Here is an 18,068-nt window from a genome sequence, read left to right as displayed (position 1 = left end):
CGGTCATCGGCGTGTTCCACCCGGGCGACCACGGCTCCACGTTTGGCGGCAACCCGCTCGCAGCGCACATCGGACGCGCGGCACTTGCCTTGCTGATGGAAGAACAACTGCCACAGCGTGCCGCGCGCGTGGGCGCAGCGTTCATCAACGAACTGAAAACGCTGGTCGGCCACGGCGTTCGGCAGGTGCGTGGACGCGGCTTGATGATCGGCCTGCAGCTCGACGCCGACATCGATGCACACGACTTCGCCTTCGCGCTGGCCGAGCGCGGCGTGCTGACCAAGGACACCTACGGCAACGTGGTTCGCCTGACACCGCCGCTGGTCATTGGCGAGGCCGAACTGGCGCTGGCGCTGGACGCCATCCGCCAGACGCTGGCCGGCTGGCCGCGGCGCAAGGTGGCGTGACGAAGAACTCGCAAGGGGAGTGACATGACCATCATTGATCTAATCGGCGCGGCCATCGGCTGCGGAGCGCAAGACGACGGCTGCAAGGACGGCCCGCGCGCGCTGCTGGAAGCCGGCGCGCTGGGGCGATTGCAGACGCGGGACACGCATGCCGCGCTCGTGCACGACATCGAACTGGCGATGTCAGCTGGGCACAGCCGCTCAGCACGCTTGGCGGCGCTCCCAGGCGTCGCCGGCTTCTCGCGCGCGCTCGGCGATGCGACCGCGCACAGCGTGCACCAGGGGCATGTGCCCGTGGTCATCGGCGGCGATCACTCCTGTGCCATCGGCACCTGGTCAGGCGTCGCAAACGCCTTGCGGCCAAGGGGACCGCTTGGCCTGATCTGGATCGACGCCCATCTCGACAGCCACACGCCGCAGACGAGCGATTCCGGCGCCATCCACGGCATGCCGCTGGCGGCGCTGCTCGGCCACGGTGCAGCGGCCCTCACGCAGATCCGCGATGCCGCGCCGAAGCTGCTGCCGGAACACGTGGTGGTGATCGGCGCGCGCAGCTACGAGCCCGCCGAACGCGCGTTGCTTGACCTGCTTGGCGTGCGCGTCATCGACGCAGCCGAAGTCGCACGCAATGGTCTGCGCGCCGTCATGGCCGACGCCATCCGCCAAGTCAAATCGGACACGGCCGCCTTTGGCGTGACACTCGATCTGGACGCCTTTGACCCCGCCGTCGCGCCGGGCGTCGGCACGCCCGAAACAGACGGGCTCACCGCGCAGGGCATGGCACAAGCACTCGCCGCGTGCGCACGCGACGCACGGTTTGCCGCATTCGAACTGGTGGAATACAACCCGCGCCATGACAAGGGCGGGATCACGGCACATCTGGCCCTGGACCTCCTGGCCAGCGTCGCAGGCGCATTGCACGCCCAGCGCCGCGAATACGCGACGGCGGCTTGAACCGCCATTAAAAAAATCGGACCGCCAACACCCGCGCACAGACGGTGTGGCCGTACCCTGCCCTATGCGGCGCCTTGAATTTCTGTTGCAAGGAGGAAAAAGGAAGGGAAACTGTTTGAGCGCAGCGAGTTTTCCCTTCCCCTCCTTGCGACATAAATTCAAGGAATCTGTCGCCGCATCGGGCGCGCCTTTCTTTGCTTACTTTCTTTGGCAAGACAAAGAAAGTGAGTCAGCCCCGGCAGGGGATGAAACAAGGGATGGCCCGCAGCAACAAACCCCCCGCCCGGCAGGGGCAAGCAAAACCACTAGCGGTCGTCAGCCCGCCACCTCACCCCACGGCGAACGGATATCCGCCAGGAAGCGCTGCGCGCGCGGGTGCTGCGGGCGATGGAAGAAGTCTGCGGGCTTGGCGCGCTCCAGCACCTGGCCTTGGTCCATGAACAGCACGCGGTCGGCCACCTCGCGCGCGAAGCCCATCTCGTGCGTGACGCACACCATGGTCATGCCGTCGCGGGCGAGGTCCTTCATCACCAGCAGCACTTCGTTGACCATCTCCGGGTCGAGCGCGGAGGTCGGTTCGTCGAACAGCATGACCGGCGGCTTCATCGCCAGCGCGCGGGCAATCGCCACACGCTGCTGCTGGCCGCCTGACAATTCGCCGGGGTAGGCGTCCGCCTTGTGCGGCAGGCCCACGCGCTCCAGCAGGTGCATCGCAAAGTCCCGGGCTTCCTGCGGCAGCATGCGTTTGAGCTGCACCGGCGCCAGGATGCAGTTCTGCATCACCGTCAGGTGCGGGAACAGGTTGAACTGCTGGAACACGAAGCCGATGCCGCTGCGCAGCACATTCACGTTCACGCCATGCGCGTGCACGTCCTGGCCGTTGACGGCGATGCGGCCTTTCTGGATGGCCTCCAGTCGGTTGAGCGTGCGGATCAGCGTGGACTTGCCCGAGCCCGACGGCCCGCACACCACCACCACCTCGCCTTGGGCGACCGTCTCATTGACGTCAACCAGGGCGTGGTAATCGCCATACCACTTGTCGACGTGTTCGATGGAAATCATGTTCATGGTTTGGACGGGGCACGAGCGGCCAGGCGGCGTTCCAGCAAGTACGCGAAGCGGGTCAGGCCGAAGCACATCACGAAGTAGCTCAGCGCCAGCAGGCCGTAGCTCTCGGCGGATTTGGTCAGGACGGCCGTGCTGATCTGGGTGGTGATGAACGACACCTCGGGCAGGCTGATGATGTAGCCCAGCGAGGTTTCCTTGATGGTGGAGACGAGCTGGTTGACCAGCGACGGCAGCATGTTGCGCAGCGCCTGCGGCAGGATCACCCGCTGCATCGCCTGCATGTACGACAGGCCGAGCGAGCGGGCGGACTCCATCTGCCCGCGCGGCAGGGCCTGGATGCCGGCGCGCACGATCTCGGCCAGGTACGCACCGTCGAAGATCACCAGCGCGGTCAGCATGGTGCTGAACTGGTCGGTGCGCTGGCCGGTGATGGAGGGCAGCAGGAAGTACGCCCAGAAGATCACCATCAGCAGCGGCGTGCCGCGCACCACGTAGACGATTGCCGTGGCCGGCCAGCGCTGCACGGCGATCGGGCTGACGCGGCACAGGCCGAGCACGATGCCGACCGGCAGCGCCAGAATGAGGCCGGCGGCCGCCAGCAGGAAGGTCAGCGCGAGCCCGCCCAGCGGCCCGTTCGGGTATTGGCCGATCAGGTAATAGACGCCGTAGGTCTGGAGGAGGTCGAGCATGGCTACAGCGTCCTCACCGGGTAGCGATGCTGGTACCACGCCGAGAACACGGTGATCGCAATCGAGATGGTCAGGTAGGCCGCGGTCGCAAACGCAAACGCCTCAAAGCCGCGGAAGGTGGCGGACTCCACCTGCTGGGCCTGGTACATCAGCTCGGCCACGCCGATCACCATGGCGATGCTGGAGTTCTTCCACAGGTTCAACGTTTGGCTGACCAGCGGCGGGATGGTCACGCGCAGCGATTGCGGCAGGATCACCCGCCGCATCGCCTGCAGGAAGGAGAGGCCGAGCGCGCGGCTGGCCTCAAGCTGCTCCTTCGGGATCGAGCGCAGGCCGCTGCGGATGTCCTCGGCCATATAGGCAGCCGTATAGAGCACGAGCGCGATGACCGCGCTCGCCGCTTCGTAATTGAGGTCGTAGAGCCAGGTCCGGACGGCGTTCGGCAGCAGCTGCGGCGCGCCGAAATACCAGAACAGCATGTGGGCGAGCAGCGGCACGTTGCGGATGGCCTCGACATAGGTCTGGCCAATCCCGCGCAGCACGGCCGATGGCGCCATGCGCAGCAGCGCGACGACGATCGCAAGCGGCAGCGCCAGCACGAAGGCCAGCACCGACAGCTTGATCGACAGGAAGAAACCGCTGACAAGCCACTGGTGATACTGCCCCGAGAGCAGCATCGACAGATCGAAATGGGGCATGGAGATTCACCGCCCGGCGCCGGAAGGATCCGGCGCCCGGGCAGTAAGGCGGGTAGGGCGTGCGATTAGTCGATCTTGTCGGTGGAGATCTTGAAGGTGCGCTGCGGGAAGGCCATCTTGGTGGTCGGGCCGAACCACTTGTCGAACAGCTTCTGCGCTTCGCCGCTGGCTTCCATGCCCAGCAGCACCTTGTTCACCTGCTCGTGGAAGGCCGGCTCGTTCTTGCGGATGCCCAGCGCGATGTGCTCGGTCGACAGGTTCTGCGGCACGATGGCGTAGTCCTTCGACGCCGGGCCCAGCTTGGCCATGTTGCCGATCAGCGTGGTCTCGTCGTTGACGTAGGCGGCGCCCTTGCCTTGCTGCAGGGCCAGGAGGGCCTGCGGGCTGTTGTCGAACGAGACGATGTCGGCGTTCTTGATGGCCTTGCCGATGTTGGCTTCCATGGTCGAGCCCTTTACGGTCAGGACCTTCTTGCCGTCGAGCTGGCCCAGCGTGGTGATGCCGCTTTCCTTGCGCACCATGGCCTTCTGGCCGGTGATGAAGGTCGACACCGAGAAGTCGATCTGCGCCTCACGCTCCTTGTTGTGCGTGAGCGAGGCGGCCAGCAGGTCGACGCGGCCCTGCTGCAGCTCGGGGATGCGCGCGGCCACGGCCAGCTGCTTGAGCACCGGCTTCACGCCGATGCTCTTGGCCACGGCGTTGCACATGTCCACGTCGTAGCCGACGATCTCGCGGCTCATCGGGTCTTTCAGGTAGCTGAACGGCTCGTCGGTGCCGAGCACGCCGCAGACGAGCTCGCCTTTCTTCTTGATGTCGGAGAGCTGGTCAGCGTGAGCGGCGGTGGCGACCAGGGTGGCGGCGGCCAGGACAGCGGCGCCAGCAAATTGCGTCAGACGTCGGTTTGTTTTCATCGGGTTTCCTCCTTGACGACTTGGGTGGTTGGGACTGCGCGAATCAAGATCGACCGCGAGCATACCGGCGCATGGCGCGCTTGGCTGCTCGGTATCCGGATAACCATATGACGGCACCCGCAAAACGCCCAACTATAGCCCATGCCGCAGCGGCGAAGAGGCGGGATTGGCGGGTGAATCGAAGGGGCTCGCACAGGGGCGTAACGGATGGCGCGGATGCCGGCTGCGGCGGCTCAGGCAAGGGCGTCTCGGCATACGCTGGAACGATGGCTCCCGAGGCTGACGCAGCAGGAAAGCGGCACGGCGCGCTTCTTGTGAAAAGACTTTGTCTGCAATTAATGACATGGCAACCCGCCTCACTCCATCGGGGGATTCCCGGGGCGCGGGGTCTGCCGGCTACAGCGTGCCGCAGATCGACTCGTTGATCGGTACGTCGCCGACCGTCTCATGGTCGTTGCCGCGATAACGGTAGATCAGGCTCAGGCCGAGCCGCGTGAGGATGCGCACGTCGCCGTTGTTGCAGATGTTTTTCTGCAGGATCGGCACGAAGTTGAGGCGGAAGCCCTGCGACGCGGCCGAATGCGCCGCGTAGTTGGTCAGCGTGATGAGGAAGACGAGGTTCTTCTTCTGCGGCAGCGAGCACTGCACCAACGACGTTTCGCGATCGAGCGGGACGGGGGTGTAGCGATTGATTTCGGTGCAGGCCAGGGTAAGCGCGCGGTCGGCATTGCGGGCCGGGCCGGTCAGTGCGGGCACGCCCGCCGCCGCGGTGCTGCGGCCGGTGGCGGCGCCGACCAGCATGCGGGCCAGCGGCGACAGCTCTTGCAGCGCAGCCACGCTCGGCGGCGATTGCGCCCACGCTGGGCTGGACAGCAAGGGCAGGGTGATCGCCAAGACGCGGACGGCCTCACGCCAGCGCTCACGCTGGTGGCCTTGGACATCCAGACCGGTCCGAATGGCGACGTGTTGAGTCACATGCTTTCTCATTGCCCACGGAGCCACAATTCTATTGAAAAATCTCCCGAGATGCGAGGCGCAAAGCGCACCTGAACCTTCGCGCTTTAAGCACAATCAAACGCCGCCCTCAAGTCCGCACGCGCACCATCGCCGAGATCCGCTCGGCAGCCTGCTGCAACGGCACCAGAAACTGCTTGGTCATCTGTTTGGCCGAGGTCCGGTTGGCCTGCCCGCTGATGTTCATGGCGGCGATGATGTCGCCCGCCCGGTTGCGGATCGGCGCCGACAACGAAATCAGCCCTTCTTCCAGCTCCTGGTCAACCAGCGCCCAGCCCTGGGCGCGTACCCCGGCAATCACCGTCTTGAGTGCATCGATATCGGTGACGGTGCGCTGCGTGCGCGGACGCAGGTCCGACGCGCGCAGCAGGGCATCGAGCCGGTCTTCCGGCAGCCCCGACAGCAGCACCCGCCCCATCGACGTGCAGAACGCCGGCAGGCGGCTGCCGATCGACAGGTTCAGCGCGATGATCTTCTGCGTGGGCACGCGCAGCACGTAGACGATTTCCGTGCCGTCCAATACTGAAGCGGAGCAACTTTCGTGCACGGTCTGCACCAGCTCTTCGATGACCGGTTCGGCCAGGTTCCAGAACGGCATCGAAGTGAGGTAGGCGAAGCCCAGGTCGAGGATCTTGGGCGTCAGGCGGAACAGGCGCCCCTCGAAGCTCACGTAGCCAAGGCTGACCAGCGTGAGCAGGATACGGCGCGCGCCGGCGCGCGTGAGACCGGTGGCCTCGGCGACTTCGGACAGGGTCTGCTCCGGACGCTCGGCATTGAAGGCGCGGATGACCGACAGCCCCCGTGCAAAGGATTGCACGTAGGAGTCGCTGGGTTTTTCGGTGGGCAGTTCGGCGGCAGACATGCAAAAGGGGAAAGCGAAGCACTGTCCTCAAGCCTACTGGCATTCCCCGGATTTCGCTACTCGAACGCCTGATCGCCATGCGTACGCCTTGACATGGGTCGGATCGGGGGCGTAGATTAGTTCTTGGATCGAACGTGAGTTCGTATAGCGAACAAAATGGGAGCGTGGGCCGGACAGTCAGGGCCCGTGTCGATCCAAGTCGTCAAACAGGAGACTCGCAGGCCGCATCGTCGCGGCTGGGCCGGCTGGTGACCCAGTCTGGGCCTGGCGATGCTCCGAGCGGCGCCGCCATCAAACATGCGCGGCGCCCCTGCCGGAGAATGTCACGTGATCAACAAGATTTGTCCGTCCGTGGAGGCCGCGCTGGCCGATATCCCCGACGGTGCCACCATCATGATCGGCGGGTTCGGTACTGCCGGCATGCCCTCGGAGCTCATCGACGGGCTCATCGCCCACGGCGCGCGCGAGCTCACCATCATCAACAACAATGCCGGCAACGGCGAGACAGGCCTGGCCGCGCTGCTTAAGGCGCGCCGCGTGCGCAAGATCATCTGCTCGTTCCCGCGCCAGGCGGATTCGTACGTGTTTGACGCGCTTTACCGCGCCGGCGAGATCGAGCTGGAACTCGTGCCGCAGGGCAACCTGGCCGAGCGCATCCGCGCCGCCGGCGCTGGCATCGGTGGCTTCTTCTGCCCGACGGCTTACGGCACGCAGTTGGCCGAGGGCAAGGAAACGCGCATCATCGACGGCAAGCCCTACGTGTTCGAGCTGCCGCTCACCGCCGACTACGCGCTCATCAAGGCCCTGCGCGCCGACCGCTGGGGCAACCTCGTCTATCGCAAAACCGCCCGCAACTTCGGCCCGGTGATGGCGATGGCGGCCAAATGCACCATCGCGCAAGTCAGCGAGACGGTGGAGCTGGGTGCGCTGGACCCTGAGCACATCGTGACGCCCGGCATTTTCGTCAAGCGCGTGGTGCAAGTCGCAGCCGCTCAACCCGTTCAGGAGGCCGCATGAACGCCGAAGCCACCGCCAAGATCCAGCGCTGGACGCGCGACCAGATCGCCGCCCGCGTGGCGCGCGACATCCCGGACGGCTCGGTCGTCAACCTGGGCATCGGCCTGCCGACGCTGGTGGCCAACCAACTGCCCGCCGATCGCGAGATCCTGCTGCACACTGAAAACGGTCTGCTCGGCATGGGCCCGGCACCGGCCCCCGGCGAGGAGGACGAAGACCTCATCAACGCCGGCAAGCAACCGGTCACCATCAAGCCGGGCGCGTCGTTCTTCCACCATGCTGATTCATTTGCCATGATGCGGGGCGGCCATCTCGATTGCTGCGTGCTCGGCGCCTTCCAGGTGTCGGCCACGGGCGACCTGGCCAACTGGCACACCGGCGCGCCGGACGCGATTCCCGCCGTGGGCGGCGCGATGGACCTGGCGATCGGCGCCAAGCAGGTCTTCGTGATGATGGAGCACCAGACCAAGCAGGGCGACAGCAAGATCGTGGGGGCGTGTACTTACCCACTGACGGGCATCGGCTGCGTCGATACCATCTACACCGACCTCGCCGTGATCGACATCACGCCCGAGGGGTTGGCTGTGCGCGAGATGGCGGACGGCCTCGATTTCGACACGCTGCAGGCGCTGACGGCCGCACCGCTGCGTCGTCCGGCCTAACAATTCAGGAGACAGGAACATCATGACGGACGCCTTCATCTGCGACGCCATCCGCACCCCCATCGGCCGTTACGGCGGCAGCCTGTCCGCCGTGCGCGCGGACGACCTCGGCGCCGTGCCGCTCAAGGCGCTGATGGCACGCAACCCGCAGGTCGACTGGTCGGCCATCGACGACGTGATCTTCGGCTGCGCCAACCAGGCCGGCGAGGACAACCGCAACGTGGCGCGCATGTCGTCGCTGCTGGCCGGGCTGCCCGAGGGCGTGCCGGGCTCGACCATCAACCGCCTGTGCGGCTCGGGCATGGACGCCACCGGCACCGCCGCACGTGCCATCCGCGCCGGCGAAACGTCGCTGATGATCGCCGGCGGTGTGGAAAGCATGAGCCGCGCCCCGTTCGTGATGGGCAAGGCCGCCAGCGCCTTCTCGCGCGACGCAGCCATCTATGACACCACCATCGGCTGGCGCTTCATCAATCCCGTGATGCGCGCGCAGTACGGCCTCGACTCGATGCCCGAGACTGCCGAGAACGTCGCCACCGATTACCAGGTCAACCGCGAAGACCAGGACCGCTTTGCGCTGCGCAGCCAGGCCAACGCCGCGCGTGCGCAGGAAGACGGCACGCTGGCGCAGGAAATCACCGCGGTGACGATCCCGCAGAAGAAGGGCGAGGCCATCGTGGTCAGCCGCGACGAGCACCCGCGCGCGACCACCATGGAAGCGCTGGCCAAGCTCAAGGGCGTGGTGCGCCCGGACGGCACCGTCACCGCCGGTAATGCCTCCGGCGTGAACGACGGCGCCTGCGCGCTGCTGCTCGCCAATGAGGACGCCGCCAAGCGTTTCGGCCTGACGCCGCGTGCGCGCATCGTCGGCATGGCCACCGCAGGCGTGCCGCCGCGCGTGATGGGCATCGGCCCGGCGCCGGCCTCGCAGAAGCTGCTCAAGCAGCTCGGCCTGACGATCGATCAGATGGACGTGATCGAGCTGAACGAAGCGTTTGCCGCGCAGGGCTTGGCCGTGACGCGCCAGCTCGGGCTGGCCGACGACGACGCACGCGTCAACCCGAACGGCGGCGCCATCGCGCTGGGCCACCCGCTCGGCATGAGCGGCGCGCGCCTGGTGACGACGGCGATGTATCAACTGCACCGCACCGGCGGCCGCTACGCACTGTGCACGATGTGCATCGGCGTGGGGCAGGGCATTGCGCTGGTGATCGAGCGCGTTTGACGCCCCCAGCCATGACAAGCGGATTGCTTGATCGCGCTTTCTCCACGCCGGCCATGCTGGCGGTGTGGTCCGATGCGGCCACCGTGCGCGCGATGCTCGACGTGGAGGCGGCGCTGGCGCAGGCTGAGGGCGCGGTCAGCGTGATTCCGGCCGACGCCGTCGCGCCGATTCGCGCGGTGTGCGCGAAGGCGACGCTGGACCTGGAGGCGCTCGGCGAGGCAGCGGCGAGCGCGGGCAATCTGGCGATTCCGCTGGTCAAGCAACTGACCGCTGCCGTCGCCCAGCACGACGAGCACGCTGCACGCTACGTGCACTGGGGTGCGACCAGCCAGGACATCATCGACACCGGGTTGATGCTGCAGTGGCGTCAGTCGGCTGCATTGATCGATGCGGACTTGCAGAAGCTGGCCGACGCATTGGCCGCCCTCGCGCAACGTCATCGCAATACGCCGATGGTGGCGCGCACGTGGCAGCAGCAGGCGCTGCCGACCACGTTCGGTCGCAAGGTCGCCGGCTGGCTGGAAGCCATCCATCGCGCGCAGGACCGCTTTGCAGTGCTTCGCGCGCATGTGCCGGCGTTGCAATTCGGTGGCGCGGCGGGCACGCTCGCCAGCCTGGGCGAGCATGGGCGCGCCGTGGCGCAGGCGCTGGCGCAGGAACTCGATCTGCCGCTGTCCACGTTGCCGTGGCATGGCGAGCAGGACCGCGTTGCCGAGATCGGTACCACACTGGCGCTGCTGACCGGGACGCTGGGCCACTTCGCACGCGATCTTTCCCTGATGATGCAGACCGAGGTCGGCGAAGTTGCTGAACCGTCGGGCGCCGGCAAGGGCGGTTCGTCCACCATGCCGCACAAGCGCAATCCGGTTGGTTGCGCGACGGTGCTGGCGGTGGCCACACGCATGCCCGGATTGGCGAGCACGCTGTTGGCCGCGCTGCCGCAGGAGCACGAACGCGCGCTCGGCGGCTGGCAGGCACAGTGGGCGACGCTGCGCGAAATGGTCATCCTGACGGCCGGCGCACTCGACCGCATGCGCGAGATCATCGAAGGCCTGCACGTCGATGCCGCCCGCATGTGCGCCAACCTGGACCTGACGCACGGCCTGATCCTCGGCGAGGCGGTGATGCTGGCCCTCGGCGCCGACCTCGGCCGCCTGCAGGCCCACCACGTGGTGGAAGCCGCCAGCCGCAAGGCCGTGCAAGACGGCAAAACCCTGCGCGATGTGCTGGCCGAAGACGCCGACGTCCTGCGCATCTGGGGCAGCGCCACGCCACAACGGCTCGACGCGCTGCTCGACCCCACTCACTACCTAGGCGATGCGGGCCCCGCCGTCGACCGCGTGCTGGCCGAGCACGCCCGCCGCCATCCTTGAACCTGATCCCCACGGAGACGCCATGCCCTGGCTCGAACACGACAACGTCCGCCTGTACCACGAATTCGACGATGGGCCCGCCGCGGGCAAGCCGGTGCTGGTGCTGTCCAACTCGCTCGGTACCAACCTCGGCATGTGGGCGCCTCAGTTGGAGGCGCTGCGCCAGCATTTCCGCCTGCTGCGCTATGACCAGCGCGGCCACGGCCAGTCGAACGTGCCGGATGCGCCGTTCGGCGTGGCGCAACTCGGTGGCGACGTGCTCGCGCTGCTGGACCGCTACGACATCGATCTCGCGCTGTTCTGCGGCCTGTCGATGGGTGGCCTGACCGGCCTGTGGCTGGCTGCGCATCACGGCGAGCGCTTCCCGCGCATGGTGGTCAGCAACACCGCCGCGCTGATCGGCACGGCGCAAAGCTGGAACGCGCGCATCGCCCAGGTGGAACAGGGTGGCATGGAAAGCGTTACGGAGACCGTGCTGGAGCGTTGGTTCACGCAGGGCTATCGCGATACCGCGCCGGAGCGCGTCAACATCGTCAAGGCGATGCTGCTGTCGACCGCCGGCGCCGGCTACAACGGCAACTGCGCCGCCATCCGCGATGCCGATCTGCGCCAGCAATTGAAGGACATCCGCGTGCCGATGCTCGTCATCGGCGGCACGCACGACATCTCGACGCCCGCCGCGCAAACGAAGGCCATCGCCGATGGTGTGCCCGGCGCGCAGTACGTCGAACTCTCCGCCGGCCACCTCGCCAACTGGGAGCAGGCCGACGGCTATACCGAAGCGCTGGTCAGCTTCCTGACAACAGGTGTTGCGGGCGCCGCACGCGAGGCCGCCCATGGATGACCGCGAACGCTACGCCGCCGGCATGCAGGTGCGTCGCGCCGTGCTGGGCGATGCGCACGTCGACCGCGCCAACGCCGCCCAGACCGACCTGACCGCACCGTTCCAGGACCTCATCACGCGCTACGCCTGGGGTGAGATCTGGACGCGCCCTGGCCTGCCGCGCCACACGCGCAGCCTGCTGACGATCGCCATGATGGTGGCGCTGGGTCGCGATGGCGAACTGCGCCTGCACCTGCGCGCTGCCTCGAACAATGGCGTCACGCGCGACGAAATCCAGGAAACGCTGCTGCAGACCGCCATCTATTGCGGTGTGCCGGCGGCCAACCATGCCTTCCACCTGGCGCAGACGGTGTTTGCCGAGATGGACGCGGAGGCGGCCGCGAAGAAGTAACACCGATCGTCTCGGGGGAGACGCCACGCAACACACACGGGCAAAGCGGCCGATGAGCCGGAGACCCAAGGAGGAGACCCATGCTCAGCGCATTGGGTGTGTTGTTCGACGGGCTGGCCTACGGCAGCCTGCTGTTCCTGATCAGCATCGGCTTGTCGGTCACGATGGGCCTGATGAACTTCATCAACCTCGCGCACGGGGCGTTCGCCATGGCGGGCGGCTACGTGTGCGTGGTGCTGATGAACCGACTCGGCGTGCCATTCCTGGCGACGCTGCCCATTGCATTCCTCATCACCGCGGCCATCGGGTTCGTGCTGGAGCGCACGCTGTACCGGCGGCTGTATCGCGCGAGCCCGCTCGACCAGGTGCTGTTCTCCATCGCGCTGGTCTTCATGGCGATGGCGGGAGCGACCTACGTCTGGGGCCCGACGCAGCAGCCGATGGAACTGCCGGAGGTGCTGCGCGGCCAGCTCAGCGTGTTCGATAGCGGACTGGAGATCGGGCGCTATCGCCTCTTCCTCATCGGCGTGGTGATCGTGCTGACAGCGCTGCTGGCATGGCTGATCGACCGCACGCGCTTCGGCGCGCAGGTGCGGGCATCGGTGGACAACCAGCAGGCCTCGGCGGGGCTGGGGATCAATGTGAGCCTGGTGTTCTCCGTCACGTTTGCGCTGGGCTCGGGGCTGGCGGGGCTGGGTGGCGGGCTGGGCATCGATGTGCTCGGGCTCGACCCCTCGTTCCCAATCAAGTACATGGTGTATTTCCTGCTCGTGGTGGCGGTGGGCGGCGCCGGCTCGATCAAGGGGACGCTGCTGGCGGCGCTGGTGTTGGGCGTGTTCGACGTAGCGGGCAAGTATTACGTGCCGGAGGTCGGCGCGTTCGTCATCTACGGGTTGATGGTGGTGCTGCTCGTGCTGTTTCCGAGTGGCCTACTGGGGAGGCGCGCATGAACGTGCTGCAGCAACTGATGCGGTCCGCGCAGCCCGTCGAGAACGCGCCGGCGCACGGCTTGCCTGATGCGCGCTGGTCGCCGCTGGAAGTCGTGTTCTGGTGCGTGCCGGTTGCGGTGTTTTTCCTTTTTCCCGATTACCTCGTCTTCGGCAGCCAGGTGCTGATTGTGGGCCTGTTCGCGCTGTCGCTTGATCTGGTGCTCGGTTATGCGGGCATCGTGTCGCTGGGGCATGCGGGGTTCTTCGGGCTCGGTGCCTACACGGCGGGGCTGCTGGCGGCGCATGGCTGGGGTGAGCCGCTGACGGGGCTGGCGGCGGGCGCGATCGTTGCCGCGCTGGCGGGCTTCTGCGTGAGCTTCCTCGTCGTGCGTGGGCAGGACCTGACGCGCTTGATGGTTACGCTAGGCATCGGGCTGATGCTGTATGAGGCGGCCAACAAGATGGCGTTCCTGACCGGCGGGGTCGATGGGCTCTCGGGCGTGACGATGCGCAATCTGCTCGGCGCGTTCGAGTTCGATCTGGCAGGGCGCACCGCGTACGTGTACAGCCTGGTCGTGCTGTTCATCGTGTTTGTCGTGCTCCGGCGGCTGGTGCGCTCGCCGTTCGGGCTGTCGCTGCGCGGTATCCAGCAGGGGCCGAAGCGCATGCCGGCCATTGGCGCCAATGTGCGGATGCGATTGGTCGCCGCGTTCACCGTGAGCGCGGCGATAGCCGGCGTGGCAGGCGGACTGCTGGCACAGACCACGCAGTTCGTCGGGTTGGATTCGCTCGGTTTCTCACGCTCGGCGGAGCTGCTGATCATGCTGGTGCTCGGCGGTGCGGGCCGGCTGTACGGTGCGCTGATCGGCGCGGCGGTGTTCATGCTGGCGCAGGACGTGCTCTCGGGCATCAACCCGGTCTACTGGCAGTTCTGGATCGGCCTGCTGCTGATGGTGATCGTATTGTTTGCGCGCGGTGGCATCCTCGGCGGGCTCGAAGCGGCTGTGCGAGCCTGGCGCGCCCGCAAGGGAGGTGCAGCATGAGCGCACCGACGATGCATCCCACGCCCACCCTGAGCACGCGCAGCCTGTCGAAACGTTGGGGCGGCTTTCATGCCAATTCGGAGATCTCGCTGTCGTTCACGCCCGGCGCGCGCCACGCGCTGATCGGCCCCAACGGCGCGGGCAAGACCACCTTCATCAACCTGCTGACCGGCGCCTTTGCGCCGACTGCCGGCCAAGTGCTGCTGGACGACGAAGACATCACGCGCCTGCCCGCACACCAGCGCGTCAAGCGCGGCATCACGCGCACGTTCCAGATCAACACGCTGTTTCCGGGGCTGACTGTGCTTGAATCGGTGATGCTCGCCATCTTCGAGCGCACGGGCGTGTCCTGGCACTGGCATCGCACCGTTGCCGCGCACAAGGAAGCGCGGGACGAGGCGATGGCGCTGCTGTGTCGCCTGCAGCTCGGCGCCGACGCGCTGTCGCCCACGCATGCGTTGCCCTACGGCAAGCAGCGGCTGGTCGAGATTGCCCTGGCGCTGGCCACGCAGCCGCGCATCCTGTTGCTCGATGAACCCGCCGCCGGCATCCCGGCCGGGGAGAGCGCAGAGCTGTTCGAGGTGATCGCCGGCCTGCCGCGCGACATCACCATCCTCTTCATCGAACACGACATGAACCTCGTCTTCCGCTTTGCCGAGCGGATCAGCGTGCTGGTGGCCGGCCGCGTGCTGACCGAAGGCACGCCGCAGGAGATCGCCGCCGACCCGCGCGTGCGCGAGGTCTACCTGGGGGAGGCCGAGCATGCCTGAGCTGCTGTCGTTCGAGAGCGTGACCGCTGGCTATGGCAATGCCATCGTGCTGGACGACGTGTCGTTCGCGCTGGAGGCGGGCGGCAGCCTGGCGCTGCTGGGCCGCAACGGCGTCGGCAAGACCACGCTGCTCTCCACGCTGATGGGCTTCACGCGCCTGCACGGCGGGCGCATCCGCTGGCAGGGCGCGGACATCGCCAAGGTGGCGCCGCACCGGCGCGCACGGGCCGGGCTCGGCTGGGTGCCGCAGGAGCGCTGGATGTTCCCGTCACTGACGGTGGAGGAGCACCTGACTGCGGTAGCACGACCGGGCGCGTGGGATGTCGCGCGCGTCTACAAGACGTTTCCGCGCCTGCAGGAGCGGCGGCGCAATCTTGGCAACCAGCTGTCGGGCGGCGAGCAGCAGATGGTCGCCATCGCCCGTGCGTTGATGACGAATCCTGCGCTGCTGTTGTTGGATGAGCCGATGGAAGGGCTCGCGCCCATCATCGTGCAGGAACTGGGCCGCGCCATCCGGGCATTGGTGGGCGAGGGCGGCATGGCCGTCATCGTGGTGGAACAGCACGCGCGCCTGGCGCTGGAGCTGACGCAGCGCGCGCTGGTGCTGGACCGAGGGCGCATCGTCCATGCATCGGCCAGTGCAGACTTGCTGGCCGATGCGCCGTTGCTGCAGCGGCTGGTTTCGGTCGCCTGAACCCTTACTTGCCCGGGTCTTTCACGTCGGCAAACTTGTCGAACTCAATGTTGTAGAGCTCGTTGCCGACCTTCTCGACGCGGCGGATGTAGACCGTCTGCACCACGTCGCGCGTGGCTGGGTCGATGGTGATCGGCCCGCGCGGGCTGTCGATCTTCATGCCCTTGAAGGCGGCCATCGCCTTGTCCCCGTCGATCTTGCCGCCGAGCTTGTTGATCACGTCGTAGATCGCGCCGATGCCGTCGTAGGCGGCCACCGCCATAAAGTTGGGCCGGCCGGCGCCGGGGTTGGCATCGGCAAACGCCTTCAGGAAGGTCTTGTTCTGCACGGAATCATGCGCCGCCGAGTAGTGGAATGAGGTGATCACGCCCAGCGTCGCATCGCCCATGGCGGGCAGCACGTGGTCGTCGGTCAGGTCACCGGTGGCGATGACCTTGATGCCGGCCTGCGCCAACCCGCGCTCGCGGAAGCCCTTCATGAACGCCACGCCTTGCTCGCCGGCCGGCAGGAAGACGAACACCGCCTGTGGCTTGGTGTCCTTCACGCGCTGGATGAACGGCGCGAATTCCGGGTTGCGCAGCGGCACGCGCACGGACTCGACCACCTGCCCGCCACCCGCTACGAACGTCTGCTTGAACGCGTTCTCGGCGTCGATGCCGGGGGCGTAGTCCGCCACCACCGTCGCCACCTGCTTGATGCCGTTCTTCAACGCCCACGAGGCGATCGGCGTGGAGATCTGCGGCAGCGTCATCGACACGCGCGTCACGTAGTCCGACTTGGTGGTGATCGAGGACGATGCGGCGTTGAAGATCACCATCGGCTTCTTGGCCTGCTGCGCGATGGGCGTGACGGCCAGCGCTTCCGGCGTGAGGCCGAAGCCGGCCAGGAAGTCGACCTTGTCGCGCACCACCAGCTCTTGCGCCAGACGCTTGGCGACGTCGGGCGCCGGGCCCGTGGTGTCCTTCATGATGATCTGCACTTGCCGCCCGCCAGCGGTCGTGCCGTGCAGCTTCTGATACGCCTTGATGCCGCCTTCCATCTGCTTGCCGTAGTCGGCGAAGGGGCCGGAGAAGGGCGCGATCAGGCCGATCTTGATCGGCTCGTCTGCCAGGGCGGGCAGGGCGGTCGCGAGCGCACCGGTCACAGCAATGGTAGCGGCGCTCAACAGCAGGGCACGACGTTTCATGAAGGTCTCCAAGGGTTGATCGGCAAGCGTGGGCCGGGAGAAAACTTCGCGGCGTCGCCTGCGCGTGGCGACGATCCTAAAGGCTTCATGTTCGCATTGCAACCGAGTGTTCGGATTGTGAACATCTCAGGTAAGGTTGTTATTTGGTGTGCTTGCGTTTGGCGGGGCGATGACCGGGTTCGCGCCACTCGTCCGCCTCGTCGTTGAAGAGGGATGACACCAGCGCGCGGAACCACTGGCTGCGCGCATCGTTGTGGAACTTGCGGTGCCAGTGCTGCTTGAGGTCGAAGCTCGGTAGCTCCAGCGGAGGCGTCATCACACAGATGTTGGCGTGCGACTGCATGAATGACAGCCCCACTGCGTGCGGCACCGTCGCAATCAGGTCCGTGCGCGCCAGGATGAAGGGGATGCTCATGAAGTGTGGCGTGATGAGCGTGTGCTTGCGGCGGATGCGCTTGCGTTCCAGGAAGCGCTCGTACAGCTCCTGGCTGCGCCCCTCGGCACGCACCACGGCGTGGCCGTATTCGAGGAACTGGCTCATCGACAGCTTGGTGTTGCCAGCGCGCGTGACGGGGTGGTCCGCCCGCACAATGCACGTGAAGTAGTGCGTGAACAGCCGCTGCTGGAAGAAGTTGTTCTTCTTCAGATCGGGAAAGTAGCCGACCGCCAGATCGAGCGAGCCGGTCTCCAGCGCCCGCTCGATCTGTGCCGGCGGCAGCGACACTGACTGCACCGATGCGCGCGGCGCCTCGCGCGCCATCGCCTCGACGATGCGCGGCAGGAACACCATCTCCCCCACGTCCGACAGCGCGATCGAGAACAGGTGCGTGGTGGTGGCCGGGTCGAACGCGCCGGTCTCCAGGATGCCCTGCTGCACGCGCGCCAGCACGTCGCGCGCGGCCGGGATCAGCGCTTGCGCGCGCGGTGTCGGTTCCATGCCGCGCGACGTGCGCACGAACAGCGGGTCGTCAAACGCTGCGCGCAGCTTGGCCAGCGCCGTGCTCACGCCCGGCTGGCTCATGCCGAGCTGCTGCGCCGCCATGCTCACGCTGCGCGCATCGTGCAGCGCCAGCAGGATCGGCAGCAGGTTCAAGTCAAAGTCGGAAAGGGCGGCGGGCAGCGCAGCGGTCATGGCAAGACCTTCTATACGAAATGACGATAGAGATTATCGCCAATATTGCATTGTGCGATATCAGCCAGCGCGCCAAAAATGGTTGCCAGAACGATTCCAATCCACTCGGAGACCACCACCATGCGCACCCAAGTCGCCATCATCGGCGCGGGCCCGGCGGGCCTGCTGCTCGGGCAGCTTCTGCACCGCAACGGCATCG

Annotated in this window: 21 protein-coding genes; 13 read left to right on the top strand and 8 right to left on the bottom strand. The window is 66.7% G+C overall.

Annotated features, from left to right (window positions below; translation table 11 throughout):
• On the top strand, positions 1-407 hold a 407-nt coding region (locus tag QZ609_RS14445), incomplete at its 5' end, for an aminotransferase class III-fold pyridoxal phosphate-dependent enzyme (RefSeq protein WP_295495996.1).
• Positions 408-431: 24 nt separating this feature from the next.
• Positions 432-1,361, top strand: a complete 930-nt coding sequence (locus QZ609_RS14440) for an arginase (protein ID WP_009239307.1) — start codon at positions 432-434, stop codon at positions 1,359-1,361.
• A 315-nt stretch (positions 1,362-1,676) separates the two neighbouring features.
• Here QZ609_RS14440 and QZ609_RS14435 read toward each other — a convergent pair whose 3' ends face one another.
• The 6 genes from QZ609_RS14435 to QZ609_RS14410 all read right to left on the bottom strand — a co-directional run bounded on the left by QZ609_RS14435 (position 1,677) and on the right by QZ609_RS14410 (position 6,603).
• Positions 1,677-2,429, bottom strand: a complete 753-nt coding sequence (locus QZ609_RS14435; RefSeq protein WP_295495988.1) for an amino acid ABC transporter ATP-binding protein — start codon at positions 2,427-2,429, stop codon at positions 1,677-1,679.
• Positions 2,426-3,118 (bottom strand): amino acid ABC transporter permease, encoded by a 693-nt coding sequence (locus QZ609_RS14430; RefSeq protein WP_295495984.1) that lies wholly within the window; start codon positions 3,116-3,118, stop codon positions 2,426-2,428. The genes QZ609_RS14435 and QZ609_RS14430 overlap by 4 nt, the downstream gene beginning before the upstream one ends.
• 2 nt (positions 3,119-3,120) lie before the next feature.
• Positions 3,121-3,816 carry an amino acid ABC transporter permease gene (locus tag QZ609_RS14425; RefSeq protein WP_295495981.1) on the bottom strand — a complete coding sequence of 232 codons (696 nt, stop codon included), beginning with the start codon at positions 3,814-3,816 and terminating at the stop codon, positions 3,121-3,123.
• A 65-nt stretch (positions 3,817-3,881) separates the two neighbouring features.
• A complete protein-coding gene (locus QZ609_RS14420; RefSeq protein WP_295495978.1) occupies positions 3,882-4,727 on the bottom strand; it encodes an ABC transporter substrate-binding protein in 846 nt (281 codons plus the stop codon).
• Positions 4,728-5,123: 396 nt separating this feature from the next.
• Positions 5,124-5,702, bottom strand: a complete 579-nt coding sequence (locus tag QZ609_RS14415; RefSeq protein WP_295495975.1) for a hypothetical protein — start codon at positions 5,700-5,702, stop codon at positions 5,124-5,126.
• A gap of 109 nt (positions 5,703-5,811) precedes the next feature.
• Entirely contained in the window at positions 5,812-6,603 is a 792-nt protein-coding gene (locus tag QZ609_RS14410; RefSeq protein WP_295495972.1) for an IclR family transcriptional regulator, read from the bottom strand.
• 327 nt (positions 6,604-6,930) lie between these two features.
• Between QZ609_RS14410 and QZ609_RS14405 the strand changes: the two genes are divergently transcribed.
• The 10 genes from QZ609_RS14405 (at position 6,931) to QZ609_RS14360 (ending at position 15,551) form a co-directional block, all read left to right on the top strand.
• Positions 6,931-7,620, top strand: a complete 690-nt coding sequence (locus QZ609_RS14405) for a 3-oxoacid CoA-transferase subunit A (protein WP_295495969.1) — start codon at positions 6,931-6,933, stop codon at positions 7,618-7,620.
• Positions 7,617-8,282, top strand: coding sequence for a 3-oxoacid CoA-transferase subunit B (locus QZ609_RS14400; RefSeq protein WP_295495966.1), 666 nt, complete (start codon positions 7,617-7,619; stop codon positions 8,280-8,282). Before QZ609_RS14405 ends, QZ609_RS14400 begins: the two co-directional genes overlap by 4 nt.
• Before the next feature lie 22 nt (positions 8,283-8,304).
• The gene (gene pcaF / locus QZ609_RS14395; protein WP_295495963.1) at positions 8,305-9,507 is read left to right on the top strand and encodes a 3-oxoadipyl-CoA thiolase; all 1,203 of its coding nucleotides are present in this window, start codon (positions 8,305-8,307) and stop codon (positions 9,505-9,507) included.
• A gap of 11 nt (positions 9,508-9,518) precedes the next feature.
• Positions 9,519-10,880, top strand: a complete 1,362-nt coding sequence (locus QZ609_RS14390) for a 3-carboxy-cis,cis-muconate cycloisomerase (protein ID WP_295495960.1) — start codon at positions 9,519-9,521, stop codon at positions 10,878-10,880.
• A gap of 22 nt (positions 10,881-10,902) precedes the next feature.
• Entirely contained in the window at positions 10,903-11,724 is an 822-nt protein-coding gene (pcaD, locus tag QZ609_RS14385; RefSeq protein WP_295495957.1) for a 3-oxoadipate enol-lactonase, read from the top strand.
• A complete protein-coding gene (gene pcaC / locus QZ609_RS14380; protein ID WP_295495954.1) occupies positions 11,717-12,115 on the top strand; it encodes a 4-carboxymuconolactone decarboxylase in 399 nt (132 codons plus the stop codon). Before pcaD ends, pcaC begins: the two co-directional genes overlap by 8 nt.
• A gap of 80 nt (positions 12,116-12,195) precedes the next feature.
• Positions 12,196-13,065, top strand: a complete 870-nt coding sequence (locus QZ609_RS14375) for a branched-chain amino acid ABC transporter permease (protein WP_295495951.1) — start codon at positions 12,196-12,198, stop codon at positions 13,063-13,065.
• Positions 13,062-14,087: a branched-chain amino acid ABC transporter permease gene (locus QZ609_RS14370; protein ID WP_295495948.1), complete on the top strand. Its 1,026-nt coding sequence runs from the start codon at positions 13,062-13,064 to the stop codon at positions 14,085-14,087. Before QZ609_RS14375 ends, QZ609_RS14370 begins: the two co-directional genes overlap by 4 nt.
• Positions 14,084-14,857 carry an ABC transporter ATP-binding protein gene (locus tag QZ609_RS14365; protein ID WP_295495907.1) on the top strand — a complete coding sequence of 258 codons (774 nt, stop codon included), beginning with the start codon at positions 14,084-14,086 and terminating at the stop codon, positions 14,855-14,857. Before QZ609_RS14370 ends, QZ609_RS14365 begins: the two co-directional genes overlap by 4 nt.
• A complete protein-coding gene (locus QZ609_RS14360) occupies positions 14,850-15,551 on the top strand; it encodes an ABC transporter ATP-binding protein (protein ID WP_295495903.1) in 702 nt (233 codons plus the stop codon). The genes QZ609_RS14365 and QZ609_RS14360 overlap by 8 nt, the downstream gene beginning before the upstream one ends.
• 4 nt (positions 15,552-15,555) lie before the next feature.
• On the opposite strand, the gene QZ609_RS14355 is transcribed toward QZ609_RS14360, so the two are convergent.
• Together QZ609_RS14355 and QZ609_RS14350 are read right to left on the bottom strand one after the other, a co-directional pair.
• Positions 15,556-16,737: an ABC transporter substrate-binding protein gene (locus tag QZ609_RS14355; RefSeq protein ID WP_295495901.1), complete on the bottom strand. Its 1,182-nt coding sequence runs from the start codon at positions 16,735-16,737 to the stop codon at positions 15,556-15,558.
• Between the two features lie 139 nt (positions 16,738-16,876).
• Complete coding sequence (locus QZ609_RS14350) at positions 16,877-17,869, bottom strand: LysR family transcriptional regulator (protein ID WP_295495898.1); 993 nt, start codon at positions 17,867-17,869, stop codon at positions 16,877-16,879.
• A 78-nt stretch (positions 17,870-17,947) separates the two neighbouring features.
• Between QZ609_RS14350 and QZ609_RS14345 the strand changes: the two genes are divergently transcribed.
• Positions 17,948-18,068, top strand: a 121-nt coding sequence (locus QZ609_RS14345) for an FAD-dependent monooxygenase (protein ID WP_295495999.1), incomplete at its 3' end; no start/stop codon positions are given.

Origin of the sequence: uncultured Ralstonia sp. (assembly GCA_913056305.1) — a bacterium.
Taxonomy (GTDB): domain Bacteria; phylum Pseudomonadota; class Gammaproteobacteria; order Burkholderiales; family Burkholderiaceae; genus Ralstonia.
The sequence above is the reverse complement of the archived record's forward strand: the minus strand, read 5'-3'. Positions and strand labels throughout refer to the sequence as shown.

Excerpts from the sequence above, each read along its gene's own strand:
- QZ609_RS14435 (WP_295495988.1), bottom strand. The coding sequence starts at position 2,429 with ATGAACATGATTTCCATCGAACACGTCGACAAGTGGTATGGCGATTAC.
- QZ609_RS14350 (WP_295495898.1), bottom strand. The coding sequence starts at position 17,869 with ATGACCGCTGCGCTGCCCGCCGCCCTTTCCGACTTTGACTTGAACCTG.
- QZ609_RS14425 (WP_295495981.1), bottom strand. The coding sequence starts at position 3,816 with ATGCCCCATTTCGATCTGTCGATGCTGCTCTCGGGGCAGTATCACCAG.
- QZ609_RS14400 (WP_295495966.1), top strand. The coding sequence starts at position 7,617 with ATGAACGCCGAAGCCACCGCCAAGATCCAGCGCTGGACGCGCGACCAG.
- QZ609_RS14360 (WP_295495903.1), top strand. The coding sequence starts at position 14,850 with ATGCCTGAGCTGCTGTCGTTCGAGAGCGTGACCGCTGGCTATGGCAAT.
- pcaD (WP_295495957.1), top strand. The coding sequence starts at position 10,903 with ATGCCCTGGCTCGAACACGACAACGTCCGCCTGTACCACGAATTCGAC.
- QZ609_RS14410 (WP_295495972.1), bottom strand. The coding sequence starts at position 6,603 with ATGTCTGCCGCCGAACTGCCCACCGAAAAACCCAGCGACTCCTACGTG.
- QZ609_RS14390 (WP_295495960.1), top strand. The coding sequence starts at position 9,519 with ATGACAAGCGGATTGCTTGATCGCGCTTTCTCCACGCCGGCCATGCTG.
- QZ609_RS14440 (WP_009239307.1), top strand. The coding sequence starts at position 432 with ATGACCATCATTGATCTAATCGGCGCGGCCATCGGCTGCGGAGCGCAA.
- QZ609_RS14370 (WP_295495948.1), top strand. The coding sequence starts at position 13,062 with ATGAACGTGCTGCAGCAACTGATGCGGTCCGCGCAGCCCGTCGAGAAC.
- pcaF (WP_295495963.1), top strand. The coding sequence starts at position 8,305 with ATGACGGACGCCTTCATCTGCGACGCCATCCGCACCCCCATCGGCCGT.
- pcaC (WP_295495954.1), top strand. The coding sequence starts at position 11,717 with ATGGATGACCGCGAACGCTACGCCGCCGGCATGCAGGTGCGTCGCGCC.
- QZ609_RS14430 (WP_295495984.1), bottom strand. The coding sequence starts at position 3,118 with ATGCTCGACCTCCTCCAGACCTACGGCGTCTATTACCTGATCGGCCAA.
- QZ609_RS14375 (WP_295495951.1), top strand. The coding sequence starts at position 12,196 with ATGCTCAGCGCATTGGGTGTGTTGTTCGACGGGCTGGCCTACGGCAGC.
- QZ609_RS14355 (WP_295495901.1), bottom strand. The coding sequence starts at position 16,737 with ATGAAACGTCGTGCCCTGCTGTTGAGCGCCGCTACCATTGCTGTGACC.
- QZ609_RS14365 (WP_295495907.1), top strand. The coding sequence starts at position 14,084 with ATGAGCGCACCGACGATGCATCCCACGCCCACCCTGAGCACGCGCAGC.
- QZ609_RS14420 (WP_295495978.1), bottom strand. The coding sequence starts at position 4,727 with ATGAAAACAAACCGACGTCTGACGCAATTTGCTGGCGCCGCTGTCCTG.